At 54.4% G+C, this 18,582-nt stretch carries 21 protein-coding genes; 12 read left to right on the plus strand and 9 right to left on the minus strand.

Going from position 1 to position 18,582, the window contains the following annotated elements:
* The first annotated feature begins 42 nt into the window (after window positions 1-42).
* The gene (gene tldD / locus ACOTXF_RS19075) at window positions 43-1,488 is read left to right on the plus strand and encodes a metalloprotease TldD (protein ID WP_047746917.1); all 1,446 of its coding nucleotides are present in this window, start codon (window positions 43-45) and stop codon (window positions 1,486-1,488) included.
* A gap of 47 nt (window positions 1,489-1,535) precedes the next feature.
* On the opposite strand, the gene ACOTXF_RS19080 is transcribed toward tldD, so the two are convergent.
* Complete coding sequence (locus ACOTXF_RS19080; protein WP_008502844.1) at window positions 1,536-2,150, minus strand: YagU family protein; 615 nt, start codon at window positions 2,148-2,150, stop codon at window positions 1,536-1,538.
* 219 nt (window positions 2,151-2,369) lie between these two features.
* On the minus strand, window positions 2,370-3,296 hold the full coding sequence (aaeR, locus tag ACOTXF_RS19085) for an HTH-type transcriptional activator AaeR (protein ID WP_047746916.1): 927 nt from the start codon (window positions 3,294-3,296) through the stop codon (window positions 2,370-2,372).
* A 179-nt stretch (window positions 3,297-3,475) separates the two neighbouring features.
* Here aaeR and aaeX point away from each other — a divergent pair, with 179 nt between their 5' ends.
* From aaeX to ACOTXF_RS19110, 5 genes are all read left to right on the plus strand, one after another.
* Window positions 3,476-3,679, plus strand: coding sequence for a p-hydroxybenzoic acid efflux pump operon protein AaeX (aaeX, locus tag ACOTXF_RS19090; protein WP_003860416.1), 204 nt, complete (start codon window positions 3,476-3,478; stop codon window positions 3,677-3,679).
* Window positions 3,680-3,686: 7 nt separating this feature from the next.
* The gene (aaeA, locus tag ACOTXF_RS19095) at window positions 3,687-4,619 is read left to right on the plus strand and encodes a p-hydroxybenzoic acid efflux pump subunit AaeA (RefSeq protein WP_021242282.1); all 933 of its coding nucleotides are present in this window, start codon (window positions 3,687-3,689) and stop codon (window positions 4,617-4,619) included.
* 5 nt (window positions 4,620-4,624) lie between these two features.
* Window positions 4,625-6,592 carry a p-hydroxybenzoic acid efflux pump subunit AaeB gene (gene aaeB, locus ACOTXF_RS19100; protein ID WP_008502841.1) on the plus strand — a complete coding sequence of 656 codons (1,968 nt, stop codon included), beginning with the start codon at window positions 4,625-4,627 and terminating at the stop codon, window positions 6,590-6,592.
* Between the two features lie 90 nt (window positions 6,593-6,682).
* The gene (locus tag ACOTXF_RS19105; protein WP_008502840.1) at window positions 6,683-8,137 is read left to right on the plus strand and encodes an NAD-dependent succinate-semialdehyde dehydrogenase; all 1,455 of its coding nucleotides are present in this window, start codon (window positions 6,683-6,685) and stop codon (window positions 8,135-8,137) included.
* Window positions 8,138-8,182: 45 nt separating this feature from the next.
* Entirely contained in the window at window positions 8,183-8,455 is a 273-nt protein-coding gene (locus tag ACOTXF_RS19110) for a barstar family protein (protein ID WP_047746915.1), read from the plus strand.
* A gap of 61 nt (window positions 8,456-8,516) precedes the next feature.
* On the opposite strand, the gene yhcN (ACOTXF_RS19115) is transcribed toward ACOTXF_RS19110, so the two are convergent.
* The 3 genes from yhcN (ACOTXF_RS19115) to argR all read right to left on the minus strand — a co-directional run bounded on the left by yhcN (ACOTXF_RS19115) (window position 8,517) and on the right by argR (window position 10,003).
* Complete coding sequence (gene yhcN / locus ACOTXF_RS19115) at window positions 8,517-8,783, minus strand: peroxide/acid stress response protein YhcN (protein ID WP_008502838.1); 267 nt, start codon at window positions 8,781-8,783, stop codon at window positions 8,517-8,519.
* A gap of 110 nt (window positions 8,784-8,893) precedes the next feature.
* Complete coding sequence (yhcN, locus tag ACOTXF_RS19120) at window positions 8,894-9,157, minus strand: peroxide/acid stress response protein YhcN (RefSeq protein ID WP_008502837.1); 264 nt, start codon at window positions 9,155-9,157, stop codon at window positions 8,894-8,896.
* Window positions 9,158-9,532: 375 nt separating this feature from the next.
* A complete protein-coding gene (argR, locus tag ACOTXF_RS19125; RefSeq protein WP_008502836.1) occupies window positions 9,533-10,003 on the minus strand; it encodes a transcriptional regulator ArgR in 471 nt (156 codons plus the stop codon).
* A gap of 397 nt (window positions 10,004-10,400) precedes the next feature.
* Here argR and mdh point away from each other — a divergent pair, with 397 nt between their 5' ends.
* A complete protein-coding gene (mdh, locus tag ACOTXF_RS19130; protein ID WP_045415331.1) occupies window positions 10,401-11,339 on the plus strand; it encodes a malate dehydrogenase in 939 nt (312 codons plus the stop codon).
* A gap of 56 nt (window positions 11,340-11,395) precedes the next feature.
* Here mdh and degS read toward each other — a convergent pair whose 3' ends face one another.
* From degS to zapG, 3 genes are all read right to left on the minus strand, one after another.
* The gene (degS, locus tag ACOTXF_RS19135) at window positions 11,396-12,463 is read right to left on the minus strand and encodes an outer membrane-stress sensor serine endopeptidase DegS (RefSeq protein ID WP_008502834.1); all 1,068 of its coding nucleotides are present in this window, start codon (window positions 12,461-12,463) and stop codon (window positions 11,396-11,398) included.
* Window positions 12,464-12,554: 91 nt separating this feature from the next.
* Window positions 12,555-13,922 (minus strand): serine endoprotease DegQ, encoded by a 1,368-nt coding sequence (gene degQ / locus ACOTXF_RS19140; protein ID WP_021242281.1) that lies wholly within the window; start codon window positions 13,920-13,922, stop codon window positions 12,555-12,557.
* A 171-nt stretch (window positions 13,923-14,093) separates the two neighbouring features.
* Window positions 14,094-14,492 (minus strand): Z-ring associated protein ZapG, encoded by a 399-nt coding sequence (gene zapG, locus ACOTXF_RS19145; protein ID WP_008502832.1) that lies wholly within the window; start codon window positions 14,490-14,492, stop codon window positions 14,094-14,096.
* Window positions 14,493-14,681: 189 nt separating this feature from the next.
* Here zapG and zapE point away from each other — a divergent pair, with 189 nt between their 5' ends.
* From zapE to sspB, 5 genes are all read left to right on the plus strand, one after another.
* Window positions 14,682-15,806: a cell division protein ZapE gene (gene zapE / locus ACOTXF_RS19150; protein ID WP_008502831.1), complete on the plus strand. Its 1,125-nt coding sequence runs from the start codon at window positions 14,682-14,684 to the stop codon at window positions 15,804-15,806.
* A gap of 299 nt (window positions 15,807-16,105) precedes the next feature.
* Window positions 16,106-16,534: a 50S ribosomal protein L13 gene (rplM, locus tag ACOTXF_RS19155; protein ID WP_003860434.1), complete on the plus strand. Its 429-nt coding sequence runs from the start codon at window positions 16,106-16,108 to the stop codon at window positions 16,532-16,534.
* 15 nt (window positions 16,535-16,549) lie between these two features.
* A complete protein-coding gene (gene rpsI, locus ACOTXF_RS19160; protein ID WP_003860436.1) occupies window positions 16,550-16,942 on the plus strand; it encodes a 30S ribosomal protein S9 in 393 nt (130 codons plus the stop codon).
* 308 nt (window positions 16,943-17,250) lie between these two features.
* On the plus strand, window positions 17,251-17,889 hold the full coding sequence (gene sspA / locus ACOTXF_RS19165; RefSeq protein WP_025756674.1) for a stringent starvation protein SspA: 639 nt from the start codon (window positions 17,251-17,253) through the stop codon (window positions 17,887-17,889).
* Window positions 17,890-17,894: 5 nt separating this feature from the next.
* Complete coding sequence (gene sspB / locus ACOTXF_RS19170) at window positions 17,895-18,392, plus strand: ClpXP protease specificity-enhancing factor (RefSeq protein ID WP_048962188.1); 498 nt, start codon at window positions 17,895-17,897, stop codon at window positions 18,390-18,392.
* A gap of 112 nt (window positions 18,393-18,504) precedes the next feature.
* Here the strand turns inward: sspB and ACOTXF_RS19175 are convergent.
* The coding region (locus tag ACOTXF_RS19175) for an IS1 family transposase (RefSeq protein WP_001401901.1) at window positions 18,505-18,582 on the minus strand (78 nt) is incomplete at its 5' end.

The following is an 18,582-nucleotide window of genomic DNA, read 5'->3' on the forward strand; positions in this document are numbered from 1 at the left end:
TCTTTATACCGCCACGGGCGGCAACGAACGAGTAGCAATACGATGAGTCTGAACCTGGTAAGTGAACATTTGCTCGCAGCGAACGGCCTGAACCATCAGGACCTGTTCTCCATTCTTGGCCAACTGACCGAACGCCGTCTCGACTACGGCGACCTTTATTTCCAGTCGAGCTATCACGAATCCTGGGTTTTAGAAGACAGCATCATTAAAGATGGCTCTTATAACATCGACCAGGGCGTTGGCGTCCGCGCCGTCAGCGGGGAGAAAACCGGTTTTGCGTATGCCGATCAGATTAGCCTCGCCGCACTTGAGCAGAGCGCGCAGGCCGCGCGCACCATTGTGCGTGATACCGGCGATGGTCGCGTGAAAACCCTGGGAGAAGTGCAGCACTCTGCGCTCTATACCAGCATCGATCCGCTGCAGAGCATGAGCCGTGAAGAGAAGCTGGATATCCTGCGCCGCGTGGACAAAGTGGCGCGCGCGGCAGATAAACGCGTGCAGGAAGTTTCAGCCAGCCTGAGCGGTGTGTATGAACTGATTCTGGTGGCGGCAACGGACGGTACCCTGGCGGCAGATGTCCGTCCGCTGGTGCGTCTCTCTATCAGCGTGCAGGTCGATGAGGACGGCAAACGCGAGCGCGGTTCAAGCGGCGGCGGCGGTCGTTTTGGCTATGACTGGTTCCTGGGCGACGTTGACGGTGAAGCGCGCGCTGACGCGTGGGCAAAAGAAGCCGTGCGCATGGCGCTGGTGAATCTGAATGCCGTCGCGGCGCCGGCGGGTTCATTCCCGGTGGTGCTGGGTGCTGGCTGGCCGGGCGTGCTGCTGCATGAGGCGGTGGGCCATGGTCTGGAAGGCGACTTTAACCGTCGCGGAACGTCGGTATTCAGCGGTCAGATTGGTCAACTTGTCTCCTCTGAACTGTGCACCGTGGTGGATGATGGCACCATGCGCGATCGTCGCGGCTCGGTGGCTATCGACGATGAAGGTACGCCCGGCCAGTACAACGTGCTGATCGAAAACGGCGTGCTGAAAGGCTACATGCAGGACAAACTCAACGCGCGCCTGATGGGCGTTGCGCCAACGGGTAACGGCCGTCGTGAATCCTACGCGCACCTGCCGATGCCGCGCATGACCAATACCTACATGCTGCCGGGCAAATCCACGCCGCAGGAGATTATCGAATCCGTTGATTACGGTATCTTTGCGCCTAACTTTGGCGGCGGCCAGGTGGATATCACCTCCGGTAAGTTTGTCTTCTCTACCTCAGAAGCGTACCTGATCGAGAAGGGCAAAGTGACCAAAGCGGTGAAAGGTGCAACGCTGACCGGCTCCGGTATTGAAGCCATGCAGCAGATCTCCATGGTCGGTAACGATCTGAAGCTGGATAACGGCGTGGGCGTTTGCGGTAAAGAGGGTCAGAGCCTGCCGGTTGGCGTGGGCCAGCCAACGCTGAAAGTGGACAACCTGACGGTGGGCGGCACGGCCTGACCTGAATCGGCATAAAAAAATGGCGCTACTGATGTAGCGCCTTTTTTTTAACGTAAGTTACCCAGCGGTATCTCCGGATCCGGCTCGTGTGTGATGCGGTTACGCAAGTCACGACGAATAATTTCGATCGACCAGAACCAGACCAGATGGCCTACGATCTCTGAAACGTGTTCATACCACGGCAGCTCAAACAGCGGTGGCGTCAGCCCCATCAGCGGGAAGGAGATCATATGCACAAAGAGCTGAGCTAACGCACCTGCCAGCAAACCCTGCCAGAGTTTAATTTTCGGGAAGACTTCAGCCACGACACAATAGCCAACAGCGAAGACGATGGAGAAAATAATATGCGTTACGCCGACCCAGTTAAATATATGTCCGGCAAATGTATAAACTGCTGCGTTAGGATCGACAACGCCAAGCCAGTCGCGTAAAAATACATAGGGAGGATTTAAAAAATTGCGGGAGCAGTCAATCTGACCTGCTGCTCTTATTAATTGCTCAGGTCCGCATGCGCCGGTGAATAAGTCGGCGGGACTGCGTGGCGGAAGCGGCACTTCGGCTCCCCATTTGACAAAAGCGGAGACGATCCCTGCAATTAAACCGATGAACGCAGCGAGTCCATAGCGCCTGCGTGAAGGCGGTGTTTGTTCAAATAGATTCATTTCTTTTCCTTGTTTAACGTCATCCTGCGAAATACATTTTATTATTCATATCAGCAACAAATTAATAACAGCCTGACGAGCAGACTGCATATAAACTAATGGGCTGATGGCGGCAGTGTCAATTCTCTATTCCTGATAGTGGCGAAGGAATATTCCTGATTGAATACGGGATTCATCCTGGGAATATTCATCGATCCTATACGTTCTGGAATAAATGGATTATTCCTTTCGTCTTCCCCGCATCCCCTGAAACAGCTCCGCCACGTCCACAAAATACTCGGACAGATAGTTAATACACACCTGGACTTTCAGCGGAAGCTTGTCTTTTTCGGTATACAGGGCGTACACCGGACGCGGATCGGATTGATAGCGTGGGAAGAGGATCTCCAGCACGCCGCTGTTGATCTCGTTGATCACCCACATCAGCGGCACGTAGGCGATCCCGGCGCCAGCCACCAGCCAGCGCGAAATGGTCATGGGGTCGTTAGTGACAAACCGCCCCTCCGGCAGCAGTTTGGTGGAGATCCCTTCCGGGGCAATCAGCTCAAATTCATTGTCGGGCCGCACGCTGTACTCCAGCCACGAGTGGTTGGTGAGATCGGCGGGTTTCTCCGGCACACCGTACTGGGCCAGATAGCTCTTCGAGGCGCAAACCACCATCGGCATGCTCCCCAGCCGACGTGAGAACAGGCTGGAATCCTGCAGCGCACCAACGCGGATCACCACGTCCAGACCATCGGCAATCAGATCCGGCGCCGGGATACCCGTCACCAGATTGACGGTAAGCCCGGGGTACTCTTTCAGCATATCCGCCGTCATGGCAGCGAGAACATTTTGTGCCATAGTTGAAGAACACCCGATGCGCAGCGTGCCGATGGGGGTGTTGTTGAAGGCGTAGAGCTGTTCGTGAACATCCCGCACTTCCAGAAGCATGCGACGACAGCCCTGATAGTAAATTTTACCCGCTTCCGTCAGACCAATGCTGCGGGTACTGCGGTTGAGCAGCTTGACCTGAAGCTCATCTTCCAGTTTGGACACCGTCTGGCTGATAGAGGAGACGCTCATCTGAAGCTGGCGTGCAGCGGCGGTAAAGGAGCCCAGTTCAACCACTTTGGCGAAGACTGACATGCGTTTTAAACGTTCCATTGTTCACTCTGGCTTAAAAGTGATTTAGATCACATATTATAGATAACAGCATAACAGTTACGTTAATATATTATTAATTACATAACGGCTGCGCCATTCTCGCCCGGCGTTTCTTGCTCTCCTGCGGTGGCGTGCGCTAAAAAATTCTGAAGTCTGCACTCTCTCTTATCAAGGTCAACATGAGTCTGTTTCCCGTTATCGTGGTGTTCGGTCTGTCGTTCCCACCGATATTTTTCGAGCTTCTTTTATCACTGGCGATCTTCTGGCTGGTGCGCAAGGTGCTGGTCCCTACCGGGATCTATGATTTCGTCTGGCACCCTGCATTGTTCAATACCGCGCTGTATTGCTGCCTGTTTTACCTGATATCGCGCATGTTTGTCTGAGGTTGATGTGAAAACGCTAACAAGAAAAATCTCCCGCACTGCCATCACCATGGCGCTGGTTATCCTCGCCTTCATTGCCATTTTCCGCGCCTGGGTCTATTACACCGAATCACCGTGGACGCGTGATGCACGCTTCAGCGCCGATGTGGTGGCCATCGCCCCTGACGTGGCCGGTCTTATCACGGCGGTTAACGTTCACGATAACCAGCTGGTGAAAAAAGATCAGGTTCTCTTCACCATCGACCAGCCTCGATACCAGAAAGCGCTGGAAGAGGCGGAAGCGGACGTGGCCTATTACCAGGCGCTGGCTGCGGAGAAACGCCGTGAGGCGGGCCGCCGTAATCAGCTTGGCGTTCAGGCAATGTCCCGTGAAGAGATTGACCAGTCCAACAACGTGCTGCAAACCGTGCTGCACCAGCTGGCGAAAGCAGAAGCAACGCGCGATCTGGCGAAGCTCGATCTGGAGCGTACCGTGATCCGCGCGCCGTCTGATGGCTGGGTGACCAACCTTAACGTCTATGCCGGGGAATTCATTACCCGTGGCTCAACCGCCGTGGCGCTGGTGAAACAGAACTCTTTCTATGTACTCGCCTATATGGAAGAGACCAAGCTGGAAGGCGTACGTCCCGGCTATCGGGCAGAAATCACGCCGCTGGGCAGCAACCGCGTCTTTAAAGGTACCGTCGACAGCGTCGCCGCAGGGGTCACCAACTCCAGCAGTTCGCGTGATGCAAAAGGGATGGCAACGGTGGATTCCAACCTCGAGTGGGTGCGTCTGGCCCAGCGCGTGCCGGTCCGTATCCACCTGGATGAACAGCAGGGCAATCTGTGGCCTGCGGGTACCACGGCGACGGTGGTGATTACCGGTGAGAAAGATCGGGATGCCAGCCAGGACTCGTTCTTCCGTAAAATCGCCCACCGTCTGCGCGAGTTTGGTTAATCGCTATGGGCATCTTTTCCATCGCCAGCCAGCACATTCGCTTCGCCGTGAAGCTGGCGTGTGCCATTGTGTTGGCGCTGTTTGTTGGCTTCCACTTCCAGCTTGAAACCCCGCGCTGGGCAGTGCTGACGGCCGCGATTGTCGCGGCGGGTCCCGCCTTTGCCGCGGGTGGGGAACCCTATTCAGGCGCGATCCGCTATCGCGGAATGCTGCGTATCATCGGGACGTTCATCGGCTGTATCGCGGCGCTCACCATTATTATCCTGATGATCCGCACGCCGCTGCTGATGCTGATGGTGTGCTGTATCTGGGCGGGCTTCTGCACCTGGATCTCATCCCTGGTGAAAGTGGAGAACTCCTATGCCTGGGGTCTGGCGGGCTATACCGCGCTGATTATTATCATCACCATCCAGTCCGAGCCGCTGCTGGCTCCGCAGTTTGCGGTGGAGCGATGCAGTGAGATTGTCATTGGTATCGTGAGTGCAATTGTCGCGGACCTGCTGTTCTCCCCGCGCTCCATCAAGCAGGAAGTCGACCGTGAGCTTGATGCGCTGATTGTCGCCCAGTACCAGCTGATGCAGCTCTGCATTAAGCACGGCGATAGCGAAGAGGTGGATAAAGCCTGGAGCGGGCTGGTTCGCCGCACGCAGGCGCTGGAAGGGATGCGCAGCAATCTCAATATGGAGTCGTCACGCTGGGCTCGCGCTAACCGTCGTCTGAAAGCCCTTAATACGGTCTCGTTAACGCTGATTACCCAGGCATGTGAAACCTACCTGATTCAGAACACGCGCCCGGAAGTGGTCACCGATACGTTCCGCGAACTGTTCGCTGAGCCAGTGGAAACGGTGCAGGACGTGCACAAGCAGCTTAAGCGTATGCGCAGGGTTATTGCCTGGACAGGGGAACGTGACACGCCGGTAACGATCTACACCTGGGTCGGCGCCGCGACGCGCTACCTGCTGCTGAAACGCGGCGTGATCGGGAATACCAAAATCAGCGCGGCGGAAGAAGAGGTACTGCAGGGCGAAGTGGTGATCAAGCCGGAATCCGCCGAGCGCCATCACGCGATGGTCAACTTCTGGCGTACGACGCTTGCCTGTATGCTCGGCACGCTGTTCTGGCTGTGGACGGGCTGGACGTCCGGCAGCGGCGCGATGGTGATGATTGCCGTCGTGACCGCACTGGCGATGCGTCTGCCTAACCCGCGTATGGTCGCCATCGATTTCCTGTACGGCACCCTTGCCGCCCTGCCGATCGGCGCGCTCTATTTTCTGGTCATCATCCCGTCGACGCAGCAGAGCATGCTGCTGCTCTGTATTAGCCTGGCGGTGATGGCGTTCTTTATCGGTATAGAAGTGCAAAAGCGGCGTCTGGGATCGCTGGGGGCGTTGGCGAGTACGATTAACATCATCGTGCTGGATAACCCGATGACCTTCCATTTCAGCCAGTTCCTCGACAGCGCGTTAGGTCAGCTGGTGGGCTGTTTCCTGGCGATGATGGTGATTCTGCTGGTCCGCGATAATTCGCAGGCAAGAACGGGCCGCGTGCTGTTGAACCAGTTTGTGTCGGCCGCCGTGTCGTCGATGACAACCAACACCGCGCGCCGTAAAGAGAACCACCTGCCCGCGCTCTACCAGCAGCTGTTTTTACTGCTGAACAAGTTCCCGGGCGACATTGCGAAGTTCCGCCTGGCGCTGACCATGATCATTGCACACCAGCGTCTGCGCAATGCGCCGGTGCCGATCAACGACGATCTGTCGGCCTGGCACCGCCAGCTGCGTCGTACCGCGGACCACGTGCTTTCCGCCAGCAGTGATGACAAACGACGTCGCTACTTTACGCAGCTGCTTGCAGAGCTTGATATTTACCAGGAGAAGCTTAAAACCTGGGAAGCGCCGCCTCAGGTGACCGAGCCGGTAGGACGGCTGGTGTTGATGCTGCATCGCTACCAGAATGCCCTCACGGATAGCTGACTGAAGTAAAAAAACCGACGCCAAAAGCGTCGGTTTTTTTGTGGCTATACTTATTCCAGCACGTTCTTACATTTCAGGAAGGGAGGACACATGACGACCCAGGCGCTTCAGGATCACATCCTTTTTCAGACCGGTTATCTGGTCAACGGGATCTGGAAAACGCTGGACACGACCTTCGATGTGCTTAACCCCGCTACCGGGGAAGTCATCGCGAAAGTCGCGAAAGCGGGTAAAGCACAAACCGAAGAGGCTATCGCAGCGGCCACCAAAGCCTTCCCGGCCTGGCGTGCCAAAACCGCGAAAGAGCGCTCGGCGATTCTTTATCGCTGGTACGAACTGATTATTGAGAATAAAAGCTGGCTCGGGCAGTTAATGACCACCGAGCAGGGCAAGCCGCTGAAAGAAGCGGAAGGTGAGGTGGAGTACGCTGCCAGCTTTATCCAGTGGTTTGCCGAAGAGGCCAAGCGCGCCAACGGTGAAATTATTCCGCCGATCAAACCCGGCTCGCGCATTCTGGCGACCCGCGAACCCATAGGCGTGGTGGCGGCGATAACGCCGTGGAACTTCCCAATGGCCATGCTCACCCGCAAATTAGGCCCGGCGCTGGCTGCGGGGTGCACCGGAGTGATCAAACCGGCCAATAACACGCCGCTCAGTGCCTTTGCGCTGCTCACCCTGGCAAAACAGGCCGGCGTACCCGACGGCGTGCTCAACGCCGTGGCCGGGAATACCCATGAAATCAGCGATGCGATTATGGCAAGCCGAGACGTGCGTAAAATCTCCTTTACCGGCTCGACCTCCGTCGGCAAAACGCTGGTGCGTAATGCTGCCGAAACCATGAAAAAAGTCTCGATGGAGCTGGGGGGAAATGCCCCGTATATCGTTTTTGAGGATGCAGATATCGACGCGGCGGTGAAGGGGGCGATTGCCAACAAGTTCCGCAATGCCGGGCAGGTCTGCGTCAGCGTGAACCGTTTTTATATTCAGGAAACCGTCTACGACAAGTTTGTGAATAAACTTGCCGATGCCGTGAAGGCGCTCAAGGTGGGGAATGGCCTTGACGAGGGCGTCGTTGTCGGACCGCTGATTGAATCTGCTGCGGTCGACAAGGTGCGTGAGCATGTCGACGATGCCGTCTCCCGGGGGGCAACCGTACTGGCAGGGGGTAAGCCCCATCCGCTTGGCGGGAATTTCTGGATGCCAACCGTGCTGGGCGACTGCCATGAAGGCATGAAGCTGGCAGAGGAAGAGACGTTTGGCCCGGTTGCGGCGTGTTTCCGTTTCACCTCGGAAGATGAAGTGATCCAGCGTGCCAACAATACGCCCTACGGGCTGGCGGCTTACTTCTATACCCAGAATCTCTCACGTGTTTTCCGCGTTTCGCAGGCGATCGAGAGCGGGATGATTGGTATTAACGAGTGTGCCGTCTCCACGGAGCTGGGGCCCTTTGGCGGCGTAAAAGAGTCAGGCCTGGGTCGTGAGGGCTCCGTGCTGGGCCTGGAAGAGTATCTGGAAGTGAAAACCCTTCACATTGGGGGATTATAATAGACAGGGCGGCATCTGCCGCTCGCCTGGACTGGGTGGCTGGCAATGAAAACCTATACCTTTGATTTTGACGAGATCGACAGTCAGGAAGACTTCTACCGTGAATTTATCCGGGTGTTTGATCTTGAACGGGAAAGCGTGACAAATCTGGATACGCTGTGGGACGTGGTGACCGGTAGCCTGCTGCCGCTACCGCTGGAAATTGAGTTCATCCATTTGCCCGATAAGCTGCGCAGACGTTTTGGCGCACTGATATTACTGTTCGATGAAGCGGAAGAAGAGCTGGAAGGGCAGCTGCGTTTTAACGTGCGGCACTGAATGAAAAAAGCCCCTGACCATCAGGCCAGGGGCAAGTCGTATGATGAGATACGACGAGGGTTTATTTATACAGTTCTGCAGTTGCATGCCAGTGGTCACCCTGATTCAGTTCGGTGACGCGATAGCTGCTGGCACCTGCTTTTTCAGCTTTGGCAGCCAGTTCGTGACGGATATCCATCGGAGAGCCGGTAACAGACGTCACGGAGATGCTGCCCATAGGCTGCAGATTTTGTGCCTGGTCGGCATTCACCTGCTGTACGGCTGCGCTTGCGCCGAAAGAGAGAACAGATGCCAGACCGAGGGTTGCGATGATCAATTTGGTTTTCATAGTCTTTACTCCTGAATAGGGTTTTTGCTCAACGGCGAGAAGGGTTGAACCGCTATTTTTATGCCTGGTGCCGTTGAGTGGAGATTTACGTGTTCAGTTATTACTAAAACTTATTTGTACAGCTCAGCGGTGGCGTGCCAGTGTGCACCAGAGCGCGCTTCGATGATGCGATAGGATGACGCACCCTTTTCTTCCGCTTTTTTGTTCAGCATCTCATGCATGTCCATTGGCGATGTGCCGACCGCGCCGACAGAAACCGTACCGATGGCCTGGCGGGATTGCGCCTGGTCAGCATTGATAGCGTCAGCCGCGAAGGCACCGAATGACAGGACAGACAGGACGCTCAGCGCCGCTACAGTTGATTTGATTTTCATGATTCTTACCTCGTCGAATTTTTTAGTGGGGTCTTGTTTCGTGACCCTCATCACAAAATCAAGTATACACTAATAACGGAAAAAATTAATACCAGACTAATGGTTTCTATTGTTATTACGTGTTAACCAGTCTTTTTTTTATAACCAAATTGCATAATATTGGGTGTTTTTTGCACATTTTAGTTGGTTATATCTAATGAAATCATATGGATATCAGCTTTTGATTTTTTGTGCGATTTTTTGATTTAGCATTCACCAGGTGAATGTTAATGGGTGGTAAAAAGCACTATTTGTCAAAGGCAGAGGCAGTGAAAAAGAGGGGGAAACGGTGTGGAGGCAGAACGATCCCCGCAGCGGCGCCACGGGGAAAGGGGATTAGAGTTCCTGTTCGAACAGAACCAGAATCGCTTCGTGGAGATCTTTAACGGAGAAACCGCTGGCTGGCGTGGTAAAGATGGTGTCATCACCGGCGATAGTCCCGAGGATACCTTCCGTTTTACCCAATGAGTCCAGCATGCGGGCAATCAGCTGTGCGGCACCTGGGCTTGTGTGGATCACCACAACGGCATCGTTGTAGTCGATATCCAGAACCAGATTCTTGAGCGGGCTGGAGGTGGTCGGCACGCCAAGTTCAGCCGGCAGGCAATAGACCATCTCCATCTTGGCGTTACGGGTACGTACCGCGCCAAATTTCGTTAACATGCGGGAGACCTTCGACTGATTGATGTTGTCGAAGCCCTGTTCCTGCAGCGCCTGAACAATTTCTCCCTGAGAACTGAATTTCTCTTCTTTAAGTAGCGCTTTAAACGCCTTTACTAATTCTTCTTGCTTAGACGAGCTTCGCATAAGTCACCCGGAATATGACGATAGAAACAACATTATTATGCATGTGGATGAATTTTTATGCAAATTATCTACTCAGCGCCAGGCTGAAATAATGTTATGAAAGGGGGTGATTTTATCAGAATTCGTTATCAGAAAACATGCCTGGGTCACGCCGCGCAAATAAGCTTAAAAGTAAATTAAATGTTATCAAAATGATGTTGTTTTGGTGGCGGGGCAGGGTGTATTGTAACCACCTCTTAATTCGTTGCCGTCTGTCGTCAGATAGCCTTCTGAAGAGAGATAAAGTCGCGCGACCTCAAATTCTTTAGCTACGAAAATTGTAATTAAACACTTGCTGAATTATGGTCGCCGCAACGGATTTACAGATACTTAAGTTAACCATAATAAGGAGTTTAGGATGAAAGTCGCAGTCCTCGGCGCTGCTGGTGGTATCGGCCAGGCGCTTGCCCTACTACTGAAAACCCAACTGCCTTCAGGCTCAGAACTCTCCCTGTACGATATTGCTCCGGTAACCCCAGGCGTGGCGGTTGACCTGAGCCACATCCCTACCGCTGTAAAAATCAAAGGCTTCTCCGGTGAAGATGCGCGTCCTGCTCTGCAGGGTGCCGACGTGGTGCTGATTTCTGCAGGCGTGGCGCGTAAGCCAGGCATGGATCGTTCAGACCTGTTCAACGTCAACGCGGGCATCGTGAAAAACCTGGTGCAGCAGATTGCTGAAGTGTGCCCGAAAGCGTGCATCGGTATCATCACTAACCCGGTGAACACCACCGTTGCTATCGCGGCAGAAGTGCTGAAGAAAGCAGGTGTTTACGACAAAAACAAACTGTTCGGCGTAACCACGCTGGATATTATTCGCTCCAACACCTTTGTTGCTGAGCTGAAGGGCAAACAGCCAACAGAAGTGGAAGTGCCGGTCATCGGCGGTCACTCTGGCGTTACCATCCTGCCTCTGCTGTCGCAGATCCCAGGCGTGAGCTTCACCGAGCAGGAAGTGGCTGACCTGACTAAACGCATCCAGAACGCGGGCACCGAAGTGGTGGAAGCGAAGGCGGGTGGCGGTTCTGCAACCCTGTCTATGGGCCAGGCGGCTGCACGTTTCGGTCTGTCGCTGGTTCGCGCTCTGCAGGGCGAGAAAGGCGTTGTTGAATGCGCTTACGTTGAAGGCGATAGCGAACACGCTCGCTTCTTCTCTCAGCCGCTGCTGCTGGGCAAAAATGGTATCGAAGAGCGTAAATCCATTGGTACGCTGAGCGCGTTTGAACAACACGCGATGGAAGGCATGCTGGATACGCTGAAGAAAGATATCACCCTTGGTGAAGAGTTCGTTAACAAGTAATACGAACCGTCTCCCGGCAAAAAAACGGAGCTTATCGCTCCGTTTTTTTATGCCTGTCAGTTCGTTGCCGGGTATTCCTGAATGGTGACCTGCAGCGTCAGTTTCTTATCGTTGCGCATGACTTCAACAGGGATGATAGAGCCCGGGCGAATTTCTGCCACCTGATCCATCGTCTCCAGCGCAGAAACCGCCGGCGTGCCGTTGACCGACACAATGACGTCATTGACCTGAATCCCCGCGTTGGCCGCCGGACCCCCTGGCGCCACCTCGTTCACCACGATGCCCTGGATCTGATCGATCCCGCCACCCTGGGTATGCATCGGCGCAATTTCACGGCCACCGATACCGATATAGCCGCGGATCACGCGTCCGTCGCGGATCAGCTTATCCATAATTTTGGTCGCCAGCTGGAACGGAATGGCAAAGCCGATCCCTTCCGGCGTCTCGCCGTCGTTACTCTTATCGAACGAGAGGGTGTTGATGCCCATCAGTTCGCCCAGCGAGTTGACCAGCGCACCGCCGGAGTTACCGTGGTTGATGGAGGCATCGGTTTGCAGGAAGTTCTGCCGTCCGGATGGGTTGAGGCCAATACGCCCGGTCGCGCTGATAATCCCCTGGGTGATGGTCTGGCCCAGGTTGTAAGGGTTACCAATCGCCAGGACGACGTCGCCAATATGCGGGGTACGTTTACGGTTGATCGGGATGACCGGCAAACCGCCCGTGGCGTTAATCTTCAGGACGGCGAGGTCAGTCAGGCTGTCAGAGCCAACGAGTAATGCCTCAAACACGCGGCCATCCTGCAGGGCGACGATGATCTGGTCGGCATCGTTTATCACGTGCTTGTTGGTAATAATGTAGCCGCGCTCGTCCATGATTACCCCGGAGCCGAGAGTGCGGATCTCCAGCTGGTTATGGGCTGAGGTATTCAGGCCACGGTTATAGACGTTAACTACGGCAGGTGCGGCACGGCGAACGGCCTGGTTATAGGTAGCCGGCGTTTCATCCGTGCTATCGAACTGAGGGGCCGACAGTTTATTGAACTGACGTAAAGACGGCAGCGCCAGCAGCAGCAGGCCAGCGACAATCAAACCGATGACAATAGAACGTAAGAGCTTTAAAAGCATGATGCGCGTGTCGTTAAAAAAGGAACGATTTGCAGCATAACATGAGTTATCCGGACATCACACGCAGCGGTGATGTCCGGGTCGCAAATGCTTAGCGCAACAGAATATAGATAGACTCATTGCCGCGCATGACCTGCAGGGCAATAACCGCCGGTTTACTCTCCATCACCTTGCGCAGTTCGGCAATGGACTGCACGCGATTGCGGTTTACCCCAATGATCACATCTTCCTGATGCAATCCGGCCTGTGCGGCAGGGCTGCTCTTCTCAACGGTGTCGATGCGAATGCCTTTCGTACCGTCTTTCAGCTGTCCATCGCTCAGCGTCGCACCCTGCAGCGCCGGGGCGATCAGCTCCGCACTGGCAGAGGAGGAGGTGCTCTTATCCAGCGTCACTTCAACGTCCAGCGGCTTACCGTCACGGATCAGACCCAGCTTCACTTTGGCGCCGGGTTCGGTGGTCGCTATCCGCGAGCGCAGCTCGGCAAAGCTGCTCAGCGGCTTGTCGTTGAGGCTGACGATCACATCGCCCGATTTGATACCTGCTTTTGCCGAGCCGGAGTTAGGCAGCACTTCACTGACAAACGCCCCGCGCTGTACGTTGATGTTGAATGCTTTGGCGATATCGGCGCTCATCTCCATACCTTTAATACCCAGCAGCCCGCGTTTGATTTCGCCGAACTGAATGAGCTGCTGCGCCAGGGTTTTGGCCATATTGCTGGGAATCGCAAAACCGATCCCGATGCTTCCGCCACCCGGGGCCAGAATGGCTGTGTTGATCCCAATCAGCTCACCGTTAAGGTTAAGCAATGCCCCGCCGGAGTTCCCACGGTTGATTGAGGCATCGGTCTGGATAAAGTTTTCCAGCCCTTCCAGATTGAGGCCGCTGCGTCCCAGCGCGGAGACGATCCCGGATGTGGCGGTTTGCCCTAAGCCAAAGGGGTTGCCCACGGCGACGGCAAAATCACCGACGCGCAGTTTGTCGGAGTCCGCGATGGCAATCTGGGTCAGGTTACTCGGGTTTTGTACCTGCAACAGCGCAATGTCGCTCTGGTCATCACCGCCAATCAGTTTGGCATCAAATTCGCGGCCATCGTTTAGCTGGACGCTGATTTTATCGGCCTGGCTGATGACATGATTGTTAGTCAGAATGTAGCCTTTTGCCGCATCAATAATGACGCCGGAACCCAGGCCTTCAAAAGGCTGGGCCTGCTGGTCGGGAGACTCATCGCCAAAATATTTTTTCAGTTCTTCAGGGACGCGTTGGCTTTGTACCGCCGTGCCCTCAACCTGAACGCTGACCACCGCAGGCAACACTTTTTCCAGCATGGGTGCGAGGCTTGGAATGGCCGCCTGGCCAGGCACCTGGGAGGGAAGGGCGGCAAATACAGGGACGGACGCCGAGAGAGATAACCCGACACTTAACGCGATAGCGCTCAACAGCTGGTTTTTTTTCTTCATCGATGTTGACTCTCGTAACCTGGAATAAAGGAAAAACGGCCCCAAAAACACGTTGATGTTATTGAATTTTAAACCGCTGAACAATGAGGTGTTTAACTAAATGATAGCTGGGGTCAGGAAGAAAGGACGGGCGCAATCGCTGCGCCCGTAAAATAAATTCAGGTTGTGCGATTAATCGCGTTTTACACCGCCGCGCAGCAGGCCGGACGCGCCGTCTGAATAGTCGCGAGGCATCTGAACAGGCGCCTGGTCGTTACCGGCTTCAGAGTCTGCCAGACGGTTGCGGAACGGATTGGTTTCCGCCGTCATTTCCGGCAGCAGGCTGCTGGAGCTTTTTGCCATATGCTGATACAGCTGACGATAGTCGGTCGCCATGTTGTCCAGCAGCTCGGCGCTACGGGCAAAATGGCTGACCAGCTCTTCACGATACTCTTCCAGCTCGGCTTTGTTCTTTTCCAGTTCGTACTGCAGTGACTGCTGCTGACGCAATTTGCGATTACCGAAACGCATGGCCACAGCACCGATGACGATGCCGACGACTAAACCGATTAGCGCATATTCCCAGGTCATGAACTTCTCCCGTTGTCTTGTTGTTCCGTAGGGTGTTGGCTCGGCTCCTGCCTGTGCCTGATAATGCCACTATAACCGCTATTTCCGTAGAAGTGGAATCCTGACGTATCATCGCGTAGTGTAGAACGGCCTTTTTTTCATCAGTCACGTCTGCTGGTGAGCGTTAATTGAAGGAATAACAATAAGATTATGCAAAACCTGTCCCCTGCATCGCGATATCAACTGGCCCTAAACGAGGGCACTCATCAGCCGGATGACGTACAGCGTGAGGCGGTAAGTCGTCTGGAGATGATTTATCAGGAACTCACGGCCAAACCCGCTGAAACCGAACAGAATGGCGGGCTAAAGGCGGCATTTGGACGGTTGCTCGGAAAAAAAACGCCACAGGCCCACGCGCCGGTGCGCGGTCTTTATATGTGGGGCGGGGTCGGTCGCGGAAAAACCTGGCTGATGGACATGTTCTACCAGAGCCTGCCGGGGGCGCGTAAACAGCGTCTGCACTTCCACCGCTTTATGCTGCGTGTGCATGAAGAGCTGACTGCGCTGCAGGGTAAAAGCGATCCGCTGGAGATTGTGGCCGACAGGTTCAAGGCGGAAACGGACGTGCTCTGCTTCGATGAATTTTTTGTGTCTGACATCACCGATGCCATGCTGTTAGGCGGCCTGATGAAAGCGCTTTTTGCCCGCGGGATCACGCTGGTGGCCACGTCGAATATTCCGCCGGATGAGCTTTACCGCAACGGCCTGCAGCGGGCACGCTTCCTGCCTGCCATCGACGCCATTAAGCAGCATTGTGACATTATGAACGTTGATGCCGGTGTCGATTATCGCCTGCGCACCTTAACCCAGGCGCACCTGTGGCTCTCGCCGCTAAATGCAGAGACCACCCGCGAGATGGATAAACTCTGGCTGGCGCTGGCGGGGGCAAAACGCGAGCACGCCCCGGAACTCGAGATTAACCATCGCCCGCTGCCAACGCTCGGCGTTGAAAACCAAACGCTGGCGGTCTCCTTTACGACGCTGTGCGTTGATGCCCGCAGCCAGCACGACTACATTGCGCTTTCACGTCTGTTCCACACCGTGATGGTGCTGGATGTGCCGGTGATGACGCGACTGATGGAGAGCGAGGCGCGGCGCTTCATCGCGATGGTGGACGAGTTTTACGAGCGCCACGTTAAGCTGGTGATTAGCGCCGAGGTTCCTTTATATGAGATCTACCAGGGGGAGCGGCTAAAGTTTGAGTTCCAGCGCTGCCTGTCTCGCCTGCAGGAGATGCAGAGCGAGGAATACCTGAAGCTGGAGCATATGCCATAAACGCTACCCTCTCCCTGTGAAGGGGGACTTGTAGGCCGGGTAAGGCGCAGCCGCCACCCGGCATTTTCCACCGCCTCGAAAAACCCAATTTGAATCACATTTAAGGGTCGATCTTTGACCTCAACTTCTCTATAATCTTGCGACCCCACGTTACGAGAAGGTTTTTTTCCCGAAACTTTCTATGTGTCGGCATGTGCTATTCGAAGGGGTAGGTTTGCCGGACTTTGTCGTGTGAACCTCAACTGACTAAACGTTTGGGTGTTCACCAACGTGTAACTTATTATTTGGGTAAGCTTTTAATGAAAACTTTTACAGCTAAACCAGAAACCGTACAGCGCGACTGGTATGTTGTTGACGCGACCGGTAAAACTCTGGGCCGTCTGGCTACTGAACTGGCTCGTCGCCTGCGCGGTAAGCACAAAGCGGAATACACTCCGCACGTTGATACCGGTGATTACATCATCGTTCTGAACGCTGACAAAGTTGCTGTTACCGGCAACAAGCGTACTGACAAAATGTACTACCACCACACCGGCCACATCGGTGGTATCAAAGAAGCGACCTTTGAAGAGATGATTGCCCGCCGTCCTGAGCGTGTGATTGAAATCGCGGTTAAAGGCATGCTGCCAAAAGGCCCGCTGGGTCGTGCTATGTTCCGTAAACTGAAAGTTTACGCAGGCAACGAGCACAACCACGCGGCACAGCAACCGCAAGTTCTTGACATCTAATCGGGATTATAGGCAATGGCTGAAAATCAATACTACGGCACTGGTCGCCGCAAAAGTTCCGCAGCTCGCGTTTTCATCAAACCGGGCAGTGGTAAAATCGTAATCAACCAGCGTTCTCTGGAACAGTACTTCGGTCGCGAAACTGCCCGCATGGTAGTTCGCCAGCCGCTGGAACTGGTTGATATGGTAGAAAAACTGGATCTGTACATCACCGTTAAAGGTGGTGGTATCTCCGGTCAGGCAGGTGCGATCCGTCACGGTATCACCCGCGCTCTGATGGAGTACGACGAATCCCTGCGTTCTGAACTGCGTAAAGCTGGCTTCGTTACTCGTGACGCGCGTCAGGTTGAACGTAAGAAAGTGGGTCTGCGTAAAGCACGTCGTCGTCCACAGTTCTCCAAACGTTAATCCATTCTGCTTACGCAGAACGATTGGCGAAAAACCCGCTTCGGCGGGTTTTTTTATGGATAATGCGCAGGTTATCCACAATATCCATGCATATATCTTCTCTTTTTCCACATTTCCAGAATCCCCTCACCACAAAGCCATCAAAATCTGGTAAACTATCATCCAATTTTCTGCCCAAATATCGGTGAATACTCGATTTTTGTTCGATTCTTGAACAATGTGTCTTCTCTGGGATGGGCGATACAACATCTGGCTGGCCCCTGTTGGGCTGGTAGCAGTAAAAATTCTGAATATACCTGGAGGTTTTCATGGCTGTCGCTGCCAACAAACGTTCGGTAATGACGCTGTTTTCTGGTCCTACTGACATTTATAGCCATCAGGTTCGTATCGTGCTGGCCGAGAAGGGTGTCAGTTTTGAGATCGAGCATGTGGAAAAGGATAACCCGCCTCAGGATCTGATCGATCTCAACCCGAGCCAAAGCGTACCGACGCTGGTGGATCGCGAGCTGACCCTGTGGGAATCCCGTATCATTATGGAATACCTGGATGAGCGTTTCCCGCATCCGCCGCTGATGCCTGTTTACCCTGTTGCGCGTGGTGAAAGCCGCCTGTACATGCAGCGTATCGAAAAAGACTGGTATTCGCTGATGAACGTGATTACCAGCGGATCCGCTGCCGAAGCCGACGCTGCGCGTAAGCAACTGCGTGAAGAGCTGCTGGCAATCGCCCCGGTGTTTGGTCAGAAGCCGTTCTTCCTGAGTGATGAGTTCAGTCTGGTAGACTGCTACCTGGCACCGCTGCTGTGGCGTCTGCCAACCCTGGGCGTAGAATTCAGCGGTCCTGGCGCGAAAGAGCTGAAAGGCTACATGACTCGCGTATTCGAACGCGACTCTTTCCTGGCATCTTTAACTGAACCGGAACGTGAAATGCGTCTCGGCCGAGGCTAATGACTGTGGAAATGTCACAACTTACCCCACGCCGTCCGTATCTGCTGCGCGCCTTCTATGAATGGCTGCTGGATAACCAGCTCACGCCGCACCTGGTTGTGGATGTGACGTTGCCGGGCGTGCTGGTTCCAATGGAATACGCACGTGACGGACAGATTGTACTGAACATCGCCCCGCGCGCGGTGGGTAACCTGGAGCTGGCAAACGATGAAGTGCGCTTCAACGCGCGTTTCGGCGGCGTACCGCGCCAGGTTTCCGTACCGCTGGCTGCTGTGCTGGCTATCTACGCGCGTGAAAACGGTGCGGGTACCATGTTCGAGCCGGAAGCGGCATATGATGAAGACGTTGCCAGCCTGAATGATGACAACGCGTCTGATGGGCGTGAAAGCGACACGGTGATGTCAATTATCGATGGCGACAAACCCGATCATCAAGATGACAATGACCCTGATGACGATCCGCCTCCGCGCGGTGGTCGTCCAGCGCTACGCGTTGTGAAATAAATCCGCTTGCGCCGTTTGTAAAAAGCCAGTGATATCACTGGCTTTTTTTATTTCTGTATCAATCTACCGTTGTAATATTTTTAAATAAGCATTGTTTGGTAATGACTCCAACTTACTGATAGTGTTTTATGTTCAGATAATGCCCGATGACTTTGTCATGCAGCTCCACCGATTTTGAGAACGACAGTGA

This window comes from Enterobacter cloacae complex sp. IR53041, assembly GCF_049238285.1.
Classification (GTDB): domain Bacteria; phylum Pseudomonadota; class Gammaproteobacteria; order Enterobacterales; family Enterobacteriaceae; genus Enterobacter; species Enterobacter roggenkampii.